This window comes from Faecalimonas umbilicata (assembly GCF_042846195.1).
Classification (GTDB): domain Bacteria; phylum Bacillota; class Clostridia; order Lachnospirales; family Lachnospiraceae; genus Faecalimonas; species Faecalimonas umbilicata.
This window is the reverse complement of record NZ_AP031411.1, coordinates 1,034,207-1,052,417: the sequence shown is the minus strand read 5'-3', so window position 1 is coordinate 1,052,417 and position 18,211 is coordinate 1,034,207. Positions and strand designations below refer to the sequence as shown.

20 protein-coding genes and 1 tRNA gene are annotated in these 18,211 nt (G+C 41.9%); 6 read left to right on the top strand and 15 right to left on the bottom strand.

What is annotated here, in order from left to right; translation table 11 throughout:
- Nucleotides 1-3: 3 nt before the first annotated feature.
- Nucleotides 4-1,218: an NlpC/P60 family protein gene (locus ACGG81_RS04995; RefSeq protein ID WP_116441839.1), complete on the bottom strand. Its 1,215-nt coding sequence runs from the start codon at nucleotides 1,216-1,218 to the stop codon at nucleotides 4-6.
- Nucleotides 1,219-1,452: 234 nt separating this feature from the next.
- Between ACGG81_RS04995 and ACGG81_RS04990 the strand changes: the two genes are divergently transcribed.
- The gene (locus ACGG81_RS04990; RefSeq protein WP_117576324.1) at nucleotides 1,453-1,821 is read left to right on the top strand and encodes a VOC family protein; all 369 of its coding nucleotides are present in this window, start codon (nucleotides 1,453-1,455) and stop codon (nucleotides 1,819-1,821) included.
- An 87-nt stretch (nucleotides 1,822-1,908) separates the two neighbouring features.
- Here ACGG81_RS04990 and ACGG81_RS04985 read toward each other — a convergent pair whose 3' ends face one another.
- From ACGG81_RS04985 to argS, 3 genes are all read right to left on the bottom strand, one after another.
- Entirely contained in the window at nucleotides 1,909-2,769 is an 861-nt protein-coding gene (locus ACGG81_RS04985) for a CPBP family intramembrane glutamic endopeptidase (protein ID WP_390109910.1), read from the bottom strand.
- A gap of 73 nt (nucleotides 2,770-2,842) precedes the next feature.
- Complete coding sequence (locus ACGG81_RS04980; RefSeq protein ID WP_336304768.1) at nucleotides 2,843-3,991, bottom strand: alanyl-tRNA editing protein; 1,149 nt, start codon at nucleotides 3,989-3,991, stop codon at nucleotides 2,843-2,845.
- 18 nt (nucleotides 3,992-4,009) lie between these two features.
- Complete coding sequence (gene argS, locus ACGG81_RS04975; protein ID WP_008976249.1) at nucleotides 4,010-5,776, bottom strand: arginine--tRNA ligase; 1,767 nt, start codon at nucleotides 5,774-5,776, stop codon at nucleotides 4,010-4,012.
- 206 nt (nucleotides 5,777-5,982) lie between these two features.
- On the opposite strand from argS, the gene ACGG81_RS04970 reads away from it, so the two are divergent.
- The 5 genes from ACGG81_RS04970 (at nucleotide 5,983) to ACGG81_RS04950 (ending at nucleotide 9,538) form a co-directional block, all read left to right on the top strand.
- The gene (locus tag ACGG81_RS04970) at nucleotides 5,983-6,639 is read left to right on the top strand and encodes a flavin reductase (RefSeq protein WP_336304766.1); all 657 of its coding nucleotides are present in this window, start codon (nucleotides 5,983-5,985) and stop codon (nucleotides 6,637-6,639) included.
- Between the two features lie 39 nt (nucleotides 6,640-6,678).
- Nucleotides 6,679-7,581, top strand: a complete 903-nt coding sequence (locus ACGG81_RS04965; protein WP_008976251.1) for a deoxyribonuclease IV — start codon at nucleotides 6,679-6,681, stop codon at nucleotides 7,579-7,581.
- Between the two features lie 86 nt (nucleotides 7,582-7,667).
- On the top strand, nucleotides 7,668-8,036 hold the full coding sequence (locus tag ACGG81_RS04960) for a GntR family transcriptional regulator (protein WP_016439251.1): 369 nt from the start codon (nucleotides 7,668-7,670) through the stop codon (nucleotides 8,034-8,036).
- Nucleotides 8,037-8,735, top strand: a complete 699-nt coding sequence (locus ACGG81_RS04955) for an ABC transporter ATP-binding protein (protein ID WP_016439252.1) — start codon at nucleotides 8,037-8,039, stop codon at nucleotides 8,733-8,735.
- Nucleotides 8,729-9,538: a hypothetical protein gene (locus ACGG81_RS04950; RefSeq protein ID WP_009262771.1), complete on the top strand. Its 810-nt coding sequence runs from the start codon at nucleotides 8,729-8,731 to the stop codon at nucleotides 9,536-9,538. Before ACGG81_RS04955 ends, ACGG81_RS04950 begins: the two co-directional genes overlap by 7 nt.
- Nucleotides 9,539-9,650: 112 nt before the next feature.
- On the opposite strand, the gene ACGG81_RS04945 is transcribed toward ACGG81_RS04950, so the two are convergent.
- The 11 genes from ACGG81_RS04945 to groES all read right to left on the bottom strand — a co-directional run bounded on the left by ACGG81_RS04945 (nucleotide 9,651) and on the right by groES (nucleotide 18,173).
- Complete coding sequence (locus ACGG81_RS04945) at nucleotides 9,651-10,385, bottom strand: hypothetical protein (protein ID WP_270456772.1); 735 nt, start codon at nucleotides 10,383-10,385, stop codon at nucleotides 9,651-9,653.
- A gap of 20 nt (nucleotides 10,386-10,405) precedes the next feature.
- A tRNA-Arg gene (locus tag ACGG81_RS04940) sits at nucleotides 10,406-10,477 on the bottom strand.
- Between the two features lie 68 nt (nucleotides 10,478-10,545).
- On the bottom strand, nucleotides 10,546-11,436 hold the full coding sequence (locus tag ACGG81_RS04935; protein WP_009262773.1) for a DUF5688 family protein: 891 nt from the start codon (nucleotides 11,434-11,436) through the stop codon (nucleotides 10,546-10,548).
- A 215-nt stretch (nucleotides 11,437-11,651) separates the two neighbouring features.
- Nucleotides 11,652-11,762 carry a DUF3789 domain-containing protein gene (locus ACGG81_RS04930; protein WP_009262774.1) on the bottom strand — a complete coding sequence of 37 codons (111 nt, stop codon included), beginning with the start codon at nucleotides 11,760-11,762 and terminating at the stop codon, nucleotides 11,652-11,654.
- 197 nt (nucleotides 11,763-11,959) lie between these two features.
- Entirely contained in the window at nucleotides 11,960-12,517 is a 558-nt protein-coding gene (gene efp, locus ACGG81_RS04925; protein ID WP_008976257.1) for an elongation factor P, read from the bottom strand.
- 95 nt (nucleotides 12,518-12,612) lie between these two features.
- Entirely contained in the window at nucleotides 12,613-13,125 is a 513-nt protein-coding gene (locus ACGG81_RS04920; protein ID WP_016439255.1) for a YqeG family HAD IIIA-type phosphatase, read from the bottom strand.
- 33 nt (nucleotides 13,126-13,158) lie between these two features.
- Nucleotides 13,159-13,827: an N-acetylmuramoyl-L-alanine amidase family protein gene (locus ACGG81_RS04915; RefSeq protein ID WP_390109901.1), complete on the bottom strand. Its 669-nt coding sequence runs from the start codon at nucleotides 13,825-13,827 to the stop codon at nucleotides 13,159-13,161.
- Nucleotides 13,828-13,949: 122 nt separating this feature from the next.
- Nucleotides 13,950-15,404, bottom strand: coding sequence for an IMP dehydrogenase (gene guaB, locus ACGG81_RS04910; protein WP_008976260.1), 1,455 nt, complete (start codon nucleotides 15,402-15,404; stop codon nucleotides 13,950-13,952).
- A gap of 171 nt (nucleotides 15,405-15,575) precedes the next feature.
- Nucleotides 15,576-16,064, bottom strand: coding sequence for a DUF6106 family protein (locus ACGG81_RS04905; protein ID WP_009262776.1), 489 nt, complete (start codon nucleotides 16,062-16,064; stop codon nucleotides 15,576-15,578).
- 116 nt (nucleotides 16,065-16,180) lie between these two features.
- Nucleotides 16,181-17,803: a chaperonin GroEL gene (gene groL / locus ACGG81_RS04900; protein ID WP_008976262.1), complete on the bottom strand. Its 1,623-nt coding sequence runs from the start codon at nucleotides 17,801-17,803 to the stop codon at nucleotides 16,181-16,183.
- Nucleotides 17,804-17,888: 85 nt separating this feature from the next.
- Nucleotides 17,889-18,173: a co-chaperone GroES gene (gene groES, locus ACGG81_RS04895; RefSeq protein ID WP_008976263.1), complete on the bottom strand. Its 285-nt coding sequence runs from the start codon at nucleotides 18,171-18,173 to the stop codon at nucleotides 17,889-17,891.
- Nucleotides 18,174-18,211: the final 38 nt, after the last annotated feature.

The following is an 18,211-nucleotide window of genomic DNA, read 5'->3' as shown; positions in this document are numbered from 1 at the left end:
TGATTACCAGCAGCGTCTAAACCATGGAGAGCCGTATACTGAAGATACTTTTACAACATCTCCCGGCTCTGGTGCATGAATCATCTGTCCACCGCCGATATAAATTCCTACATGATAACCATAACATACAATATCACCCGGAAGTGCCTCTGCCATACTTCCTACTGCCTGTCCACATGCCCCCTGCGCTTCACTGACACGTGGAAGACCGATTCCAACTGCCGCATGTGCTGCCTGCACCATACCGGAACAGTCAAATCCAGCTGTTGTCGTTCCTCCCCATACATATGGGATGCCAAGATATCCATAAGCAACATTGACGATCGCCTGTCCTACGCTTGTATCTCCTACCGGAGGAGTCACAGGCTGTTGTGGTTGCTGCGGCTGTTCTGGCTGCTGTGGGATCTCTGGTACACTTGGTGTCTGCTCTACACCACCTGTTGTATCCCCAGAACCACCCTGCGGTGGTGTCACACTTGTATTTCCATTGTTATTCTGTCCGGAACCTCCAACATTTCCTGACTGACCACCTGTGTTGCCATTATTCTGGCCACCTGTAATTTCATTTACGGAAGCCTGAAGCTCTGCCTCTCTCTGAGCAGCCGCCTCTGCTGCTGCCTGAACTGCCGCCTGTAATTGCACATCAAAATCTGCTACATTTGCTCTATGTGTCTCAATTGTTGCATTCAGATTCTGCTTTTCTCCTTCATAATCATCCTGCATCTGCTCCATATTTGCCATCTCTGTCTCCAGAGTCGCTTTCAAATCTGCGATCTGCTGTTTAGTATCCACATATTCCTGAAGCATTTTTCTGTCATAAGAATGGACACTCTGTACAAAATCTGCCTGATTCAGAAGTTCTGAAATACTGTCTGCTGTCAAAAGTTTCTCAACAAATGTAGTATTTCCTTCTTCATACATGTATTTGATACGAAGTTTCATATCTTCATACTGCTTTTCTTCTTTCTTCTGTGCATCTTCCAAATCTGCTGTTGCCTGAGTCACTTCTGTACCTTTTTCAATCAGATCTGCTTCCAGATCGCTCATCTTTGTAAGAAGTTCTGTCAATTCTGCCTGCAGAGAACTTACTTTATTCTGCTCTTCTGCTTTCTTCTGCTGTAATTCATTGACTGTCGGTGCAGCAAATACCGGTGTCACTGTTAAGGCTGCTGCCATTAATGAAATAATCACTAATTTTCCAAACTTTTTCTTATACATAAAATACCTATCCTGACTTTCTAAATTTATTGCTTTAGATCAAATATCTACTCTCATATGGGCTATTATAGCTTCTTTTCACCTAAAATGCAATAACTTTTAACATTTTTGTAATATTTTTCCGTCCCATCTTCCTCCTTTCTCTCACAGATTCTTCACTTTGAAATTCGGAAAACTTCTTTACATTTTTTCTCCGACAAGTTATACTCAAAGAAAAATTTCAGGAGGCTGACTATGAGTTTTAAATTTGTACACAATAATTTTAATGTAAGAGATCTGGAAAAATCTCTTGCCTTTTATAAGGAAGCGCTCGGACTTGACGTTGTCCGCGAACATCATGCAGAAGACGGAAGTTTTACCCTGGTGTATCTTGGCGACAGCAAAACCTCTCACCAGTTAGAACTTACATGGCTTCGTGACTGGGACCGACCATACAATCTTGGTGACAACGAATTTCACCTTGCTTTTGAGACAGACTGTTACGAAGAATCTCTCGCAAAACATAAAGAAATGGGATGTGTCTGTTTCGAAAACGAAGCAATGGGAATCTACTTTATTGAAGATCCTGATGGATACTGGTTGGAAATTGTTCCTGCAAAATAGTTCCGATTCTCTTCTCGCTATGCAAAATGTCCTGCTGGAAATCTGCTGATTCCCGCAGGACATTTTGCAATTCTGTTTTTTCAATCTTTATTGCTGTTCTGATGATGTTTGGTCTGCTTCTCCCTGCCCGATTCTCTGAATCATAACATACATTGTCGCAGAGATTGCTGCACATGCAACTGTTGCAATTCCCATTCGCATCGGTTGTTCAAACATCCAACTAAATCCACCGATTTCTGACAAGATCACAGAGGTCAGATTTAATACCATATGTGCAAGTATCGGCGCTTTGATCGATCCGTATTTTTCATAAGCATATGAAAGCAGGGCACCCAACACACCTCCATAAACTGCCTGAACAAGATTGCCATGATAAATTCCAAAAATCAGTGCACTGATCAAAATAGCTCGTTTCATGTTCATTACTTCCCGCAAACGTTTAAAAATCAAACCGCGAAAAGCAAGTTCTTCTGCAATCGGCGTCAGAATCCCCAGACAGATAATCTGTGCCACAATGTTCACCTTATAAAAATTTCCCCCAGTTTCTTCGTAAGAGCTAATCATCGCAAGATTGCTCAACGTAAGAATATTGTTCAGCGCCACACAAGCCGCCACACCAAGTATAACAATCCAGACATATTTTACCGGTGAGGCTTTCGCTGGTTCAGCCATCCCCATCTGTCTTCTGATCCGGTTATCTTTGTGGAACATCCACCAAAATATCGGTATCGCTACAATTGCTGTCACTCCAGTGATGATAGTCGTATACTTTAAAATCTCATTGGTCATCTCGGTTACCATCTGTGCATACTCGACCTGACCATTCAGATACTGTGGCATCTTCAGTCCGGCAACAATGGCGCTTGCAAACATCGTAATGACGAGCGATATTCCATAATAGATCAAAAGCGGAACAGCCACTCGCCCTAAAATACTTCTCTGCTTCATCCAGTCTCCTCTCTTCTTTCTGCTTTTCTGTCTCTCGTCCATCTGTTTTAGCAGATATTTTTCTTCTCTATTGCTATCTACAATTCAGGAACGCCTCAATTTCTTCTCTTTTCCCTTGTACAGTTCCCTGCACCATCTCCGGCTTTCCTCCCCCGCGTCCATGAAACGCTTCGTTGAGAAGCTTTCCATTTTTCCTGACATCCAGGCTACGGCTTCCGAGCACATATCGGTAACCCTCTCTCTCATTTCCAGAAAAGACAGCTGCCATCTTTGCTCCTTTTTTCAAGAGAAGATTTACCATTTCACGCGTCATAACCGGATCTGTCTCTTCAAACAGGCAGACAATTTCACCGGAAACATCAAGCGTCTCTACTTTCTGTTCCAAAAACTTCTGTTCCAGTTCTGCAATTTTTGCCTTCTTCATCGCAAGTTCTTCCTGAAGTCTTTCCACTTCCACCGCTGTCTCATATTCTTTTGCCGAAAGCATCACTGCGATTTCCCGGTTATTTTTTTCTTTCTGATAGTAATCTTCCAGCGCACGAAATCCACAGAGCATCGAGATGCGCACACCGCCCTTGTAATTTTGCATGCCGACAAGTTTGATCAAACCGATTTCTCCCGTCTGCTTCACATGTGGTGCACAGCAGGCACAGACATCATATCCATCAATCACAACAATCCGTACCTGCCCTTCAATCTCAATCTTACTCCGGTAACTGATCTTTGAAAGTTCCTCATCCGTCGGATACAATACTTGCACTGGGAGATTTTTTGCAACTGCCTCATTGGCAAGCTGCTCTATTTCATGCAGTTTTTCTTTCGGAACAACTCCGTTAAAATCAAGTGTCACACTGTCTGTCCCGAGATGAAACCCTACATTATGATATCCATATATCTTATGAATCAGCCCCGAAACAATATGCTCCCCAGTATGCTGCTGCATTTTCGAAAAACGTTCTGTCCAGTCAATACATCCTTCTACTTCCGTTCCTTCCACAAGAGGCCCATCCGTGTAGTGAATGATCTTCCCATCTATCTCCTGCACATCACTCACTGAAACACCTCCGAGACTTCCGGTATCTGAGCTTTGCCCACCGCCTTCCGGGAAAAAAGCAGTCCGATCAAGAATAATCTCATACCCGTTCCCCGACGGTCTTACTTCCTGCACGATGGCCGTAAATGTACTTCTATGACTGTCCTGATAAAATAATTTTTCTGTCATCTGTACCGCTTATCCTTCCTACATTCTCTCCGGCGCTTCAAATCCAAGCAGATCAATGCATGTCTCAAGTACTTTCTTTGTCACTGTCAGCAGTGCAATAAAGCTTGCCTGACGCTCCTTGTCTTCTTCTGCAAGAATCTTTGTCTCATGATAAAAGCGATTGAATGTATTTGCCAGATCATAAATGTATGCACAGATTTTATGCGGAGCCAGTTCTTCCAGCGTATTTTCAATCACACTGTTGAATTTTGCAGCCTCTAACATCAATGCTTTTTCGCTGTCTGAACATGCTGAGAGGAGTTTTACATCTGTCTTACTTCCTTCCATCTCTGCATATCTTGCAAGGATTGATTTGATTCTCACGATCGTATAAAGGATATATGGTCCTGTATTCCCCTCAAAGGAAGTAAATCTGTCTACATCAAACACATAATCTTTTGATGCCTGGTTGGAGAGATCTCCGTACTTAATTGCAGAAAGTCCAACGATCTGTGCTGTCTTTCTCGCCTCTTCTTCTGATACGGTGCGGTTATCAGTAATTTTTTTGTACATCTCCTCATTGATCTCACGAATCAGATTTTCCAGACGCATCACACCGCCATCTCTTGTCTTGAACGGCTTCCCGTCCTTTCCATTCATCGTGCCAAATCCGACAAACTGAAGATCTGTTTTCTCATTCACGATCTTTGTCTTTCTCGCACAGCGAAATACCTGTACAAAATGAAGCTCCTGACGTTTGTCAACAACGTAGATCACTTCATCCGGCTGGTATAATTTTTCACGTTCGATCAAAGTGGCAAGATCTGTCGTATCATAGAGCGCTGCACCGTCTGATTTTAGGATCATACATGGCGGAATTTCCTTTGTATCTGTCTCTTCTTTTACATCTACAACAAGAGCCCCATTGTCGATATGTGCATATCCTTCTTTCTTCATGTATTCTACCATATCCGGGATATACTCCTGTGCATCCGCCTCTCCCTTCCAGAGATCGAAGTCCACATTCAGGTTGCCATAGTTCTTCTTCAAGTCAGCAACAGACACATTCATGATATGTTTCCACACTGCACGATAGCCACGGTGTCCGTTCTGTAACAGAAAAGTCGCTTGAAGCGCTTCTTCTTTATAGTCTTCATGTTCTTTTGCATAAGCACTTGCAGTCGGATAGATTTCTTCCAACTCCCCGATTGTAAACGGAGCTTCTTCCGGATATTCCCCCGCAAAGTTTTCATCAAAATACGGAAGTTCTGGTTTTCTCTTCTTTAACTCTGTGATCACAAGTCCCATCTGATATCCCCAGTCACCAAGGTGAACGTCACCGATCACATGATGCCCTGCAAATTTTCCGATCCGCTTGATGCTCTCTCCAATAATCGCTGAGCGCAGATGACCAACATGAAGTGGTTTCGCCACATTCGCTCCGCCGTAATCAACAATAATTGTCTTTGGCTCTTTTGCAGTTTCAAATCCAAGATGTGCATCCTCGCTCATTTGATTTAAGTAACCTGCAAGGAACTCTCTGTCAAGCTTCAGATTGATAAATCCAGGAGCAACTGCCTCTGCTTCCTGAATACATGTACTCTCCTGAAGTTTTTCCACAACATCGTTCGCGATCATGATCGGTGCTTTTCTATACGTCTTAGCGCCTGCCATTGCTCCATTACACTGATATTCACATAGATCCGGTCTGTTTGATAACGTAACCTTTCCCAGTCCGCGATCATACCCTGCCGCTTCAAATGCATTTTCCAATTCTTCCTGTATAAATTCAAAAATTTTCTTCATAATACCTCCATCTTCATCTTTTGATGATTCTGTGCATCGATTGCTAATACATTATTTTAGCACAAGAAAGATAGAGCAACAACTACCTATTTTAAAAACATTTGTATCTATCTGCTTTTCTTCCGTATACTAGTTGTAACTGGCATTCATTTGTGATATAATTTCAGTAACAATTACTATTATCAAAGATAAAGGAGGATTTTTTTATGAACACAAATGTTTTTCGCAATTTGTCTTACGGAGTCTACGTCGTTACTACCCTGGATGGAAGCCGTCCAACCGGATGTGTCGCCAACAGTGTTATGCAGATCACATCCTCTCCGGCTACCATCGCAGTAAGTATGAATCATGATAATTATACAAACGACTGTATGAAACGTGCCGGTGTTTTTGCTGTTTCTATCTTATCCGAAAAGTCTGATCCCTCACTGATTGGTCAGTTTGGCTTTCAGTCAGGTCGCGACACAGATAAGTTTGCCGGAGTTTCTTATGAGGAGCAGGAACATTTGCCTGTACTCACTGACTGCTGCGGATATATCGTCTGTAAGATCATTGATCAGATGGAGACAAACACACACACCGTCTTCCTTGGGGAAGTGATCGATGGCGATAGCAAAGGGACAGATCCTGCTATGACTTATGCTTACTACCACAAAGTCATCAAAGGAAAGAGTCCTAAAAATGCTCCGACCTATCTTTCGGAAGAGGAAACTGAAAAAACAGAAACTCTGACAAAAAAAGAAACATGGGTATGTTCGGTATGTGGATATGTCTATGACGGAGAAACTCCTTTTGAGGAACTTCCGGACTCCTTTACCTGCCCACTTTGCAAAATGCCAAAAGAAAAATTCATCAAAAAATAGTCCCCCCTGCGGGGGACTTTACAGAAATGAGGTCTATCTATGAAATTAGGTTCACATGTTGGAATGAGCGGCAAGGAAATGCTGCTTGGCTCCGCAAAAGAAGCGGTTTCCTACGGTGCAGATACATTTATGTTCTATACCGGGGCACCCCAGAATACAAGAAGAAAGTCTATCAGCGAATTAAATATTGATGCCGCATGGGACTATCTGTCCCAACATCAGATTGAAGAAATCATCGTCCACGCTCCCTACATCATCAATCTCGGAAACTCTGTAAAACCTGAGACTTTCGAGCTTGCAGTACAATTTCTTCAGCTCGAGATTGAACGGACTGCCGCCTGCAAAAGTCAAACATTGATTCTGCATCCAGGCGCCCATGTCGGAGCAGGAACCGAAGCTGGAATTGCACAGATTATCAAAGGACTCAACGAGGTACTCACAGCTGATACCCCTTGTAACATTGCACTGGAGACCATGGCGGGAAAGGGATCTGAGATCGGACGCAGCTTCGAAGAACTCGCACAGATCTATGACGGTGTCATTCACAGCGACAAACTGCGCGTCTGCTTCGACACCTGTCACACAAGCGACAGCGGTTACGATATCATCCATGACTTTGACGGTGTCATCGAAAAGTTTGACCGTCTGATCGGAAAGGATCAGATTGCAGTCTTCCATGTCAACGACAGTAAGAATCCTTCCGGAGCCGCCAAAGACCGGCATGCCAATATCGGATTTGGAGAAATTGGATTTGATGCACTCTCCTATATCGTACATCACCCGGATTTTACAGATGTCCCGAAAATCCTTGAGACCCCTTATATTCCTTCTCCGACAAAAGAGAAGAAATCCTACGCACCATATAAATACGAGATGGAGATGCTTCGCCGCCAGACCTTTTATCCAGACCTTGCGGACCAGATTATCTCTGCAAATGAATAATCCTTTTCTCCATTCTCTTGACTTTTCTTCCATTTCTCTTTAAAATAATTGTATTATATCAATAATACAAACGAGGTGATAAAATTATGTCATGGACACTGGACAATGACCGCCCAATTTACCTTCAGCTCATGGAGCGTATTCAAAGGGATATTATCGCGGGAGTCTATCAGCCTGGAGATAAATTGCCCTCTGTCCGGGATCTTGCACTGGAAGCTGCTGTCAACCCGAACACAATGCAAAAAGCATTGTCGGAGCTCGAACGCAGCGGTCTTGTGTACTCACAGCGGACAAGCGGGAGATTTATCACAGAAGACACAGAGATGTTGACACAAATGAAAAAGGAACTTGCAACAGAACATATTCAAGAATTTTTTCAGAAGATGGAGCAGCTCGGCTTTTCACGTGCAGAGCTGCTTACTTTAGTAACAAAAGCAGCAGAGGGGGAAAACTAGATGGATCCAATATTACAATGTCAGTCTTTAACAAAAGAATACAATCATTTTCCTGCACTTTCTGATTTTTCACTTACACTGGAGCGCGGACAGATTGTAGGGCTTCTCGGTCCAAGTGGAAGTGGAAAATCTACACTGATCAAACTGATCAACGGACTTCTCACTCCTACTTCCGGAAAAGTCCTGATCGATGGAATGGCGCCTTGCACACGGACAAAGGAGATTGTTTCTTATCTCCCTGAGCGCACCTATCTGAATGACTGGATGAAAGTGCGTGAAATCATCGCTTATTTTGATGATTTCTATGCGAACTTTGTCAAAGAACGTGCACTGGAAATGTTGGAGCGCCTCGGGATCAGTCCGGACGCCAGACTCCGCACATTGTCAAAGGGTTCCCGGGAAAAAGTACAGCTCATCCTTGTCATGAGCCGGGATGCCGATCTCTATATTTTGGATGAGCCGATCGGCGGTGTCGATCCTGCTGCCCGACAGTATATTCTGAGTACCATTCTCTCTAATTACAACGAAAATGCGACGATTCTGCTCTCTACGCACTTGATTGCAGAGATTGAGAATATACTCGATCGCGTTCTCTTTCTTCAGAATGGGCAACTGATTTTAAACCATTCGGTAGATGAGATTCGCTTTCAGCAGAAGAAATCCATCGATACATTATTCCGGGAGGTGTTCCAATGTTAAGTCGATTAATGAAATATGAAATGCGCTCGCAGTCACGGCTGTTGCTTCCACTTCATGCTCTGCTTCTGCTTGCAAGTATTCTCGGACGCTTTTTTATTACAGGAAAAGTTTACGAACGGGTTCCAACTGTTGTCTTTATCATATTAATCACGCTCTACTTGTTTTCGCTTGTGGGTATCAGTACCGGTACACAACTGTTTATCTCTGTCCGGTTCTATCAGAGTTTGTTTAGTGATGAAGGATACCTGGCTTTTACCTTGCCGGTGACACCCGGACAGCATCTGCTTGCCCGTACACTGGTTGGCGGTCTTTGGGCGCTGATCGATACTGTCATTATCTTTGCTTCTTTTATCATTCTTGTCATGGTTCCAGAAGTTTCCGCCCACTGGCCGGAACTATCTGAATCTCTGACAAAAGAATTGGGAATGGACTCCAACGCCTTTTTTATCTTGATGTTCTTATTAAACTGTATCTCTGCATTCACAGGGATTATTTTAATCTACTTCTGCATTGCAGTCGGACAGCTGTTCTCCAAACATCGGATTTTAATGGCACTGCTGACTTATTTAGGTCTTACCGCCCTTGTTTCAGTGATTGTTTTACTGACAAGTGTTCTCTCAGGGACACTTCCAAATACTATCGGGTTCGGTTCGGAGACAACCCGATTCTTCACGGAATCTTATTCTCAGACAGAATATTTTCTTTCTATTACGAAGAACTCTCTCATACTCGCCATTGTGCAGGCAGTGATTGCCTATGTGATCACGCACTATATTTTGTCGAAGAAGATCAATTTAAATTAGATTTTGAAAAAATTTTTGAGCAGCAAAAAGATGCCCATCGGTACAAATTGAGTGGTTACCTCAGTTCGTTTCCCTGCGGGCATCTTTTTCTATACCTATTTCTGTGTTCTCTCTACTCATCACTGCCTTGCTGCCATGCCAAAGCGCTCTGCAATGCTTCTTTGTCTCTGCTCGCATATGCATACTGATTTTCCACCTGACAGAGAAGTTCTCTGACTGCTCTTTCTTTGGCTAGTGCTCTAATTTCCTGCTCAACTTCCGGCTCATAAGGTTTGTCCACAAGATGAAAAGTTCCATCTTTCTCTTCTCTGACATACATCGTCTCAAGCCCAGGCAAAAGTAGGTCTGCACCGCGAAGTTTCATATGATAGCTGACAAAGGCAACATAGGCATGTGGCTCTTTCGCCTTCTTTGTGTAAATATCAATTCCCTGATACCATTCAGCCAGATTCTGTCCGGTCTTTATCTTTTCGAAAGATTCTTCACTAAATGACTCATATAGTTTGCAAATTCCATCCAAATCTCCCGAAGATAGTTTTGTAAAATAATCCACGACAAGGTAATTCAATGGCTGATATTTATTTTTTTCTAATGGATTGTTCTCTAATAGATAATGCTCAGATGTCTGAACTGACTTTGATTTCTCTGATGTGATCTTCTGTGATTTTTCATTGGTAAAAAGAATACTGGCGATAATCAGGATAAAACTCATGCGAAACAGCACTTGTGCTCTTTGACACCTCACACTTCGATGCTTCTTCTGATTTCTTCTCTTTCTACACATTGCTTTTAAGTAACGCCTGATATACCTCCTGAAAGAATTCGCCGTCCGCTTCGACCGCTTCATAATTACCTCCTATTGGTATACACACCTAGGCGGATTCGAACCGCCGCACCCGCCTCCGGAGGGCGGTGCTCTATCCCCTGAGCTATAGGTGTATATGGCGCATTTACTTCGTAAACCGCTTTCTTATAATAACATACTTTTTTTCAAAAGTAAAGCCCAACTATAAAAACAATCGATTTTCCTTTCGACTGAAATAATATACTCTGTCTGAAAGCACTTCCTCCTCTTCCACCTGCGTTTCATTGATCTCTCTGACCATTTCTTCCAGGTCCTGCTTCACCGGACTTTTGCTCTCCGGGACAACGATCACCTCATGGATGCTGCTCGGAAGAATGTAATAATTCTCTCCCAGCTTCTGCCCCACCTTCTCAAGGATCCCCTCATAGAGCATACTTGCTGCTCCAAAACTTCTCAGCTTGTTGGAAAGTACATATAGACTTTCTTCTTCCTCTTCTCCCTCATCCACTGCATATGGGCAGATTTCCCGAAGCAGCTTCCGCATCGGGCAAAACTGGTACGGAAGCAGAATCGGCGTATTTTTTTTCGCCTCATCGAAAAGTTGTGCTTCTGTCAGTCCCCATATTTCCAAGTGTTCCTTCCTGACAAGAACTGTCGCCGTTCCATATGGACTGACTTCCAAAAGGACAAACACTACTATTGCCAGATCCATCCACGGAACATAAGGGATGTCATTCAGTAGCTTTTCATTTTTTCCCCGATGAATCAATTTGCATGCAAATTTCCCCTTCAGCTCTTCATAATTCTGCAAAAGACTCTCCTCGCATGGATGACTGCACTTAACTTCCTCATAAAGTTGAAGAATCTTCTCCACAATTTTCTCAATCGGCTTCCCTTCCTGAAACTGCTGAAAATATTCTTCTAAATAAATGGTAGGCGAAATATGGATTCCTTTCTCTGACACAGTAATCCCTTTTCGTTCTTTTCCATTATTCTTAACTGCTGTGTGGATATAGACGGTAATCGTCTCATTTCCCTTGATTTTTTCTTTTACTCGTCTTTCTACTTCTTCAATAAATTGTTGATAATTCATACTCTTTCCTTTCTTTTATAATCAGAAAGTCCATGAAATAACATCCTGTCGGATATTGGTACGACCCGTACCTGCGAAAATTGATTTGATTGAAATGAATTTGAAATGATGTAAACACATTATACCTTTCGATTCCCTCTGATGCAAGCTATTTTTTCTTATATTTTTGTTACTAATTTCTACATTTTTTCTAAAAAATGTTCTTCCCCTTCTTCTTACTTTTCTTTGTCTTCTCTCACTTCTCCCTCTTTGCCTCCTTGAATCAGACACATCACCAATACTCCAATCGTACTTCCGGCCCACATCCCACATAAAAAATTTAACATACTGATTACCCCCACTTTTTCGCTTGCTACTCTGTTCTATCTGTCAGTATGCCCGCATTTCTCTTCCTTATACATTTCAGTTCTGTTTTTAATACCTCTCTTTATGTACATTTTACGAAAAAATAAGACTGTCACATATCTGCAACAGTCTTATCTAGTCTTCTGTGGCCGTTAAGCCACTGTCAATCTTATTTAAATTAAACTCTTGATAAATACTCTCCTGTACGAGTATCAATCTTTAATACATCTCCCTGCTCTACGAACAATGGAACGTATACTGTAGCACCTGTCTCAACAACAGCTGGCTTTGTAGCTCCCTGTGCTGTATCTCCTTTGAATCCAGGCTCTGTATCTGTGATCTGAAGCTCTACAAATAACGGCGGCTCTACTGCAAATACATTTCCTTTGTGAGAACAGATTTTTACCATTTCATTTTCTTTTACGAATTTCAGAGAATCTCCAATCGCATCCTCATTTAACGCGATCTGCTCGTAATTCTCGACATCCATGAAGTGATATAATTCACCATCTGTATATAAGTACTGCATGTCTTTTCTCTCGATGTGAGCTTTTGGGAATTTCTCAGTAGGTCTGAATGTCTTCTCTACCACACCCCCACTGATAATATTTTTTAATTTTGTTCTAACAAACGCCGCACCTTTACCTGGTTTTACATGCTGAAACTCCATAATCTGGAAAATATTTCCTTCAATTTCAACTGTTACACCGTTTTTAAAATCTCCTGCTGAAATCATCTGTAATCCTCCTTAAATTATGCCCATGAAAGCAATTCTCATTCATTTGACTGTTTACCATTTTATAATACTTCGCGAGTATTTTCAACCTTTTTTTACTTAAGAGTTGGCTTATTCTGCTTTTTCTTGTAAAAATGAAGCACAATCCGCTCCAGATACCGTTTCAAAACAATCTGAATCTCTTCTTTCGGATGCATCGGCTTCACTAAAATGTTGTGCATTCCTGCACGCTTTGCACCAAGAACATCGGTAAATAACTGATCCCCCACAAACAAAGAATTCTTTTCATCTGTCCCCATCAGTTCCATTGCTTTTCGATAATTCTTTGTAGACGGCTTGTGGGCATTGTAAATATAAGGCACCTGGATTTCCTCATTAAACATCTTCACCCTTGGTTCCTGATTATTTGAAATCAGACAACAAGAAAATCCAATCTCCTTCAGTCTTGCAAACAGCTTTTTGGCCCGCTCATCTGCCGGTGCACCGTGCGGCACTAACGTATTATCGATATCAAACAGTACACCTCTGTACCCTTTTTCATATAATTCTTCAAACGGAATCACATATGTGGATGCCACATATTCATCCGGAAAAAACATATCGAACATCTTTTTCCTCCCCGTACCCTGTCTTTTTCTATTTTATCGCATTGCCTTTTTTACATCTTTTTTAAATTCTTCCCATTTTTTCTCATATTCAACATAGTAAAGCGGACATGCTTTTCCTGTCACATCATAATGACGGATCACATCCTCTTCCGTCAGTCCAAACTTCTGGCAAAGCCATGCAGTCAGTTCTACAACGGAACGATATGTCTTCCTGTTAAATTTACCAGTTTCATCGGGATGACAGCATTCAATGGAAACTGTATCGACATTTCTTGAATTAGACGCATATGCCATCTCCCACGTCGGAACACACTGGATAATCTCTCCTTCCAATCCGACAACAAAATGGCTGCTTACACTCGTTTCATGGCTATCTTTCAGTCCCTCAAAATAATCTCGGTTATTCTGTGCTGTAGAACCCGGATTTGCCGTATAATGGATCACAATCCCTCTGATTTTTTCCACTTCCGTCCCTGGTCTGGAATATTCATTGACTGTGAGCAGCTGAACGTCAATATCTGGTTTCCGCTCTTCAATCTCCTCTTGGCTAAGCTGTTCTGCCCTGCCGAAAAACCCGATTCCGCACGCTTTCATCAGACCTAACACTATACTCAAAGCAAAAACGATAATGATTCCTGCTGCAACTACTATGTGCTTTCTTTTTCTTCCTCTTACATAATAATCTCTTTTTCTGTATCTCATGCTCTTTTATCCTTTTGATTCTCTTATCTCTATCTATTCTAGCACAAGATTTTCCTAAAAGAATGAAGTTTTTCTTAAAATATTGCAAAAGGACCGCCGTCTGGCAGTCCTCTCTTTATTTTCTATTCGTCCACACTGTAGTTTGGTGCTTCTTTTGTAATATGAATATCATGCGGATGACTTTCCTTTAAGGAAGCAGCAGAAATCTTCACAAATCTTCCACTTTCTTTCAGTTCTTCGATTGTCTTTGCCCCGCAATATCCCATTCCGGCACGAAGACCACCCATGAGCTGGAATACGGTATCTTCTACAGTTCCTTTATATGCCACACGTCCTTCTACACCTTCTGGAACAAGTTTCTTCGCATCTGCCTGGAAGTAACGGTCTTTGCTTCCATTTTCCATCGCTGCGATCGATCCCATTCCACGGTATACTTTGTATTTTCTTCCCTGGAATAATTCAAATGTTCCTGGGCTCTCATCACATCCTGCGAAGATACTTCCCATCATACATACATTTGCTCCTGCCGCAACTGCTTTTGTCATATCTCCTGAATATTTGATACCTCCATCAGCGATGACCGGAATGCCATATTCTTTTGCAACTTCATAGCAATCCATCACTGCTGTGATCTGCGGAACACCAATTCCTGCAACAATACGTGTTGTACAGATAGATCCAGGTCCGATACCAACCTTCACTGCGTCAACGCCTGCCTCAATCAATGCTCTTGTAGCCTCTCCTGTTGCAACATTTCCTGCGATTACCTGTAAATCCGGATATTTTTCTTTGACCATACGAACTGTTCTGATTACATTTGCAGAATGTCCATGTGCAGAATCCATAACAACAACGTCTACCTTCGCTTTCACGAGTGCATCTACTCGTTCCAGACAGTTTGCTGTAATTCCAACTGCAGCTCCACAGAGAAGACGTCCCTGCTCGTCCTTCGCTGAAAGCGGGTATTTGATCTGTTTCTCGATATCTTTGATTGTGATAAGCCCTTTCAGATTGAAATCTTTATCCACGATCGGAAGCTTTTCTTTTCTCGCCTTTGCAAGGATCTTTTTTGCCTCTTCCAAAGTGATGCCTTCCGGAGCTGTAATCAGACCTTCGGATGTCATAGATTCTTTGATCTTCTTTGTAAAATCCTCTTCGAATTTTAAATCACGGTTTGTAATAATTCCTACTAATTTCTTTCCTTCTGTAATTGGAACTCCGGAAATACGGAATTTCGCCATCAGATCATTTGCATCTGCAAGTGTATGTTCCGGTGACAAATAAAATGGATCTGTGATAACTCCATTTTCAGAACGCTTTACTTTGTCGACTTCTTCTGCCTGTTCTTCAATTGACATGTTCTTGTGAATAATTCCGATTCCACCCTGACGAGCCATTGCAATCGCCATACGATGTTCTGTAACCGTATCCATTCCGGCACTCATCATCGGTATATTTAATTTAATTTTCTTCGTCAGATTTGTAGACAGATCAACCTGATTCGGGATTACTTCTGAATAAGCCGGCACTAACAGCACGTCATCAAATGTAATACCTTCTCCAATAATTTTTCCCATGATTTTGCTTCCTCTCTTTCTTTTGTTTATCCCATTTTCTTAGTAACATTTCATCTTTACAGCACTTATAAGCATAACTTATTAATACTATAAATAACTTTTGTCGTTTTATAAGGTATTGTTATATTACAAAAAACCTGGCACAATGTCAAGCTATAAATTGTTTTTTATTTAGAGAATTACCTTTCTTGGCGCCAGCATTCGCATTCCTTCCAGAATTGTCTGATTTGGTTCAAAAATAATCTTCTCCTTCTGTCCGTTCTTTACTACCACCATTGTGTATGTCTTATGATCCGGATTCATCGTGCTGAAATTATGTGCCTTGATATTCTGAAATGCATTCAGTTCTGCTGACCCTGTAGGCGCGATCACTTCCAGTTCGCTGACATTTGTCTGAAACACTCTCTTTCTCTTCTGCTTCGCCATGATCTTATCGATATCAAGATCCCCGTTGACATATAAATATTCAAATTCCAGGTCTAACTGCCGGAGCAAAAAAATATCTGCCACTATCATAATTCCAAAGAAAAGAATCCCCAGCGGAAACAGAAAAAACGATAAAAGCGATACCACTGTAAGCGCGATCAATGCAGCTTTTGCCACCATTGTACCCATTGATGCCTTTCTCTTGACAAGTTGTTCTGTGTAAAAATCACTCATCTTTGCTGTACCTCCATTTTTTACATATATTTTTATTATATCACATTCTAAAAAACAGTAAAGAAAAAAAGATGAGTACCGGCCTATTCTCCGGTACTCATCTGTCCTTTCAAAATTTACATCATACCCATTCCTGGTCCGCCCGCCGGCATAGGAGGAACATCTTCTTTTATATTTGCCACAACAGACTCTGTTGTAAGAAGTGTAGATGCAACACTTGTCGCATTCTGTAATGCACTTCTTGTCACTTTTGCCGGATCCAAAATTCCTGCTTTTACCATATCAACATATTCTTCGTTATAAGCATCAAATCCGATTCCCGGCTGCTGTTCTCTTACTTTATTGATGATAACAGAACCTTCCAAACCTGCATTTGCCGCAATGTGGAATAACGGAGCTTCCAGTGCTTTTAAGATAATATTTGCACCTGTCTTCTCGTCTCCTTCTAATGTTTCTGCAAGCTTAGTAACTTCTTTGGATGCATGGATATATGCAGATCCACCACCTGCTACAATTCCTTCTTCCACTGCTGCTCTTGCTGCTGAAAGCGCATCTTCCATACGAAGTTTTGCTTCTTTCATCTCAGTTTCTGTCGCTGCACCTACACGGATTACTGCAACACCACCAGCAAGTTTTGCGAGTCTTTCCTGAAGTTTTTCTTTATCGAACTCAGATGTTGTCTCTTCAATCTGTGCCTTAATCTGTGCAACACGTGCGTTGATTGCTTCCTTCTCTCCAAGTCCATCTACGATCACTGTATTTTCTTTCTGAACTTTTACAGATTTTGCACGTCCCAGCATATCCAGTGTAGTCTCTTTTAAATCTAATCCCAATTCTTCTGAGATCACCTGTCCGCCTGTCAGAATCGCAATATCTTCTAACATAGCTTTTCTTCTGTCTCCATAACCCGGTGCCTTTACTCCAACTACCTGGAATGTACCACGCAATTTATTGACGATCAATGTTGTCAGCGCTTCTCCTTCGATATCCTCTGCAACGATCAGAAGTTTTGCTCCTGCCTGCACAACCTGCTCTAACAATGGAAGTAATTCCTGAATGTTCGCAATCTTTTTATCTGTGATCAGAATATATGGATCTTCCAGATTTGCTTCCATCTTATCCATATCTGTCGCCATATATGCAGAAATATATCCACGATCAAACTGCATACCTTCTACAAGGTCCAACTCTGTTTTCATTGTCTTAGACTCTTCAATCGTAATGACACCATCATTGGATACTTTCTCCATTGCATCTGCAACCATCTCTCCAACTTCTATATCTCCTGCGGAGATTGCAGCTACATTTGCGATTCTTTCTTTGCTTTCTACTTTACTGCTCATGCCTGCAACTGCTTCCACTGCAACATCTGTTGCTTTCTTCATACCCTTGCGAAGTACGATTGGATTTGCACCTGCTGCCAGGTTCTTCATTCCTTCATTGACCATGGCCTGTGCCAATACAGTCGCTGTCGTTGTTCCGTCTCCGGCAACATCGTTTGTCTTTGCTGCCACTTCACGGATCAGCTGTGCTCCCATATTCTCAAAAGCATCTTCCAGTTCAATCTCTTTTGCGATCGTCACACCATCATTTGTGATCAGCGGAGCACCGAATGATTTATCCAGAACTACATTTCTTCCCTTCGGTCCTAATGTCACACGTACTGTATTTGCTAATTGATTTACACCTGATTCCAAAGCACTTCTGGCCTCTGCGCCATATTTAATTTCTTTTGCCATGACTGATGTCCTCCTTAAATTCTGTCTCTCTATCTTCTTCGATGACCTGATGTCACCTTTCTATTCTCTTTCTGTTGTTTTATTCCTATTCGATGATTGCAAGAATATCACTCTGTTTTACAATAATGTATTCCTCATCTTCTAAGGAAACTTCTGTACCGGCGTATTTTGAATAAATCACCTGATTTCCGACAGCCACGTTCATCGTAACTTCTTTCCCATCAACTGTTCCGCCAGGTCCTACCGCTACAACTTCCGCCTGCTGTGGTTTCTCCTTTGACTGTCCCGGTAATACGATTCCGGATTTTGTTGTTTCTTCTGCGACTAATTGTTTCAATACGACTCTGTCACCTAATGGTACTAATTTCATGTAAATTCCTCCTTATACTACCGCAATTTCAAGGTCTG

Coding starts and splice junctions, on each gene's coding strand:
- argS (WP_008976249.1), bottom strand. CDS start 5,776: ATGAAGAAAATTTTTGAATTTATACAGGAAGAATTGGAAAATGCATTT.
- ACGG81_RS04935 (WP_009262773.1), bottom strand. CDS start 11,436: ATGAATTATCAACAATTTATTGAAGAAGTAGAAAGACGAGTAAAAGAA.
- ACGG81_RS04945 (WP_270456772.1), bottom strand. CDS start 10,385: ATGAAGCGGTCGAAGCGGACGGCGAATTCTTTCAGGAGGTATATCAGG.
- groL (WP_008976262.1), bottom strand. CDS start 17,803: ATGGCAAAAGAAATTAAATATGGCGCAGAGGCCAGAAGTGCTTTGGAA.
- ACGG81_RS04990 (WP_117576324.1), top strand. CDS start 1,453: ATGAGTTTTAAATTTGTACACAATAATTTTAATGTAAGAGATCTGGAA.
- ACGG81_RS04970 (WP_336304766.1), top strand. CDS start 5,983: ATGAACACAAATGTTTTTCGCAATTTGTCTTACGGAGTCTACGTCGTT.
- ACGG81_RS04980 (WP_336304768.1), bottom strand. CDS start 3,991: ATGACAGAAAAATTATTTTATCAGGACAGTCATAGAAGTACATTTACG.
- ACGG81_RS04955 (WP_016439252.1), top strand. CDS start 8,037: ATGGATCCAATATTACAATGTCAGTCTTTAACAAAAGAATACAATCAT.
- ACGG81_RS04965 (WP_008976251.1), top strand. CDS start 6,679: ATGAAATTAGGTTCACATGTTGGAATGAGCGGCAAGGAAATGCTGCTT.
- ACGG81_RS04920 (WP_016439255.1), bottom strand. CDS start 13,125: ATGTTCGATATGTTTTTTCCGGATGAATATGTGGCATCCACATATGTG.
- ACGG81_RS04915 (WP_390109901.1), bottom strand. CDS start 13,827: ATGAGATACAGAAAAAGAGATTATTATGTAAGAGGAAGAAAAAGAAAG.
- efp (WP_008976257.1), bottom strand. CDS start 12,517: ATGATTTCAGCAGGAGATTTTAAAAACGGTGTAACAGTTGAAATTGAA.
- ACGG81_RS04950 (WP_009262771.1), top strand. CDS start 8,729: ATGTTAAGTCGATTAATGAAATATGAAATGCGCTCGCAGTCACGGCTG.
- ACGG81_RS04905 (WP_009262776.1), bottom strand. CDS start 16,064: ATGAGTGATTTTTACACAGAACAACTTGTCAAGAGAAAGGCATCAATG.
- groES (WP_008976263.1), bottom strand. CDS start 18,173: ATGAAATTAGTACCATTAGGTGACAGAGTCGTATTGAAACAATTAGTC.
- ACGG81_RS04985 (WP_390109910.1), bottom strand. CDS start 2,769: ATGAAGCAGAGAAGTATTTTAGGGCGAGTGGCTGTTCCGCTTTTGATC.
- guaB (WP_008976260.1), bottom strand. CDS start 15,404: ATGGGAAAAATTATTGGAGAAGGTATTACATTTGATGACGTGCTGTTA.
- ACGG81_RS04930 (WP_009262774.1), bottom strand. CDS start 11,762: ATGTTAAATTTTTTATGTGGGATGTGGGCCGGAAGTACGATTGGAGTA.
- ACGG81_RS04960 (WP_016439251.1), top strand. CDS start 7,668: ATGTCATGGACACTGGACAATGACCGCCCAATTTACCTTCAGCTCATG.
- ACGG81_RS04995 (WP_116441839.1), bottom strand. CDS start 1,218: ATGTATAAGAAAAAGTTTGGAAAATTAGTGATTATTTCATTAATGGCA.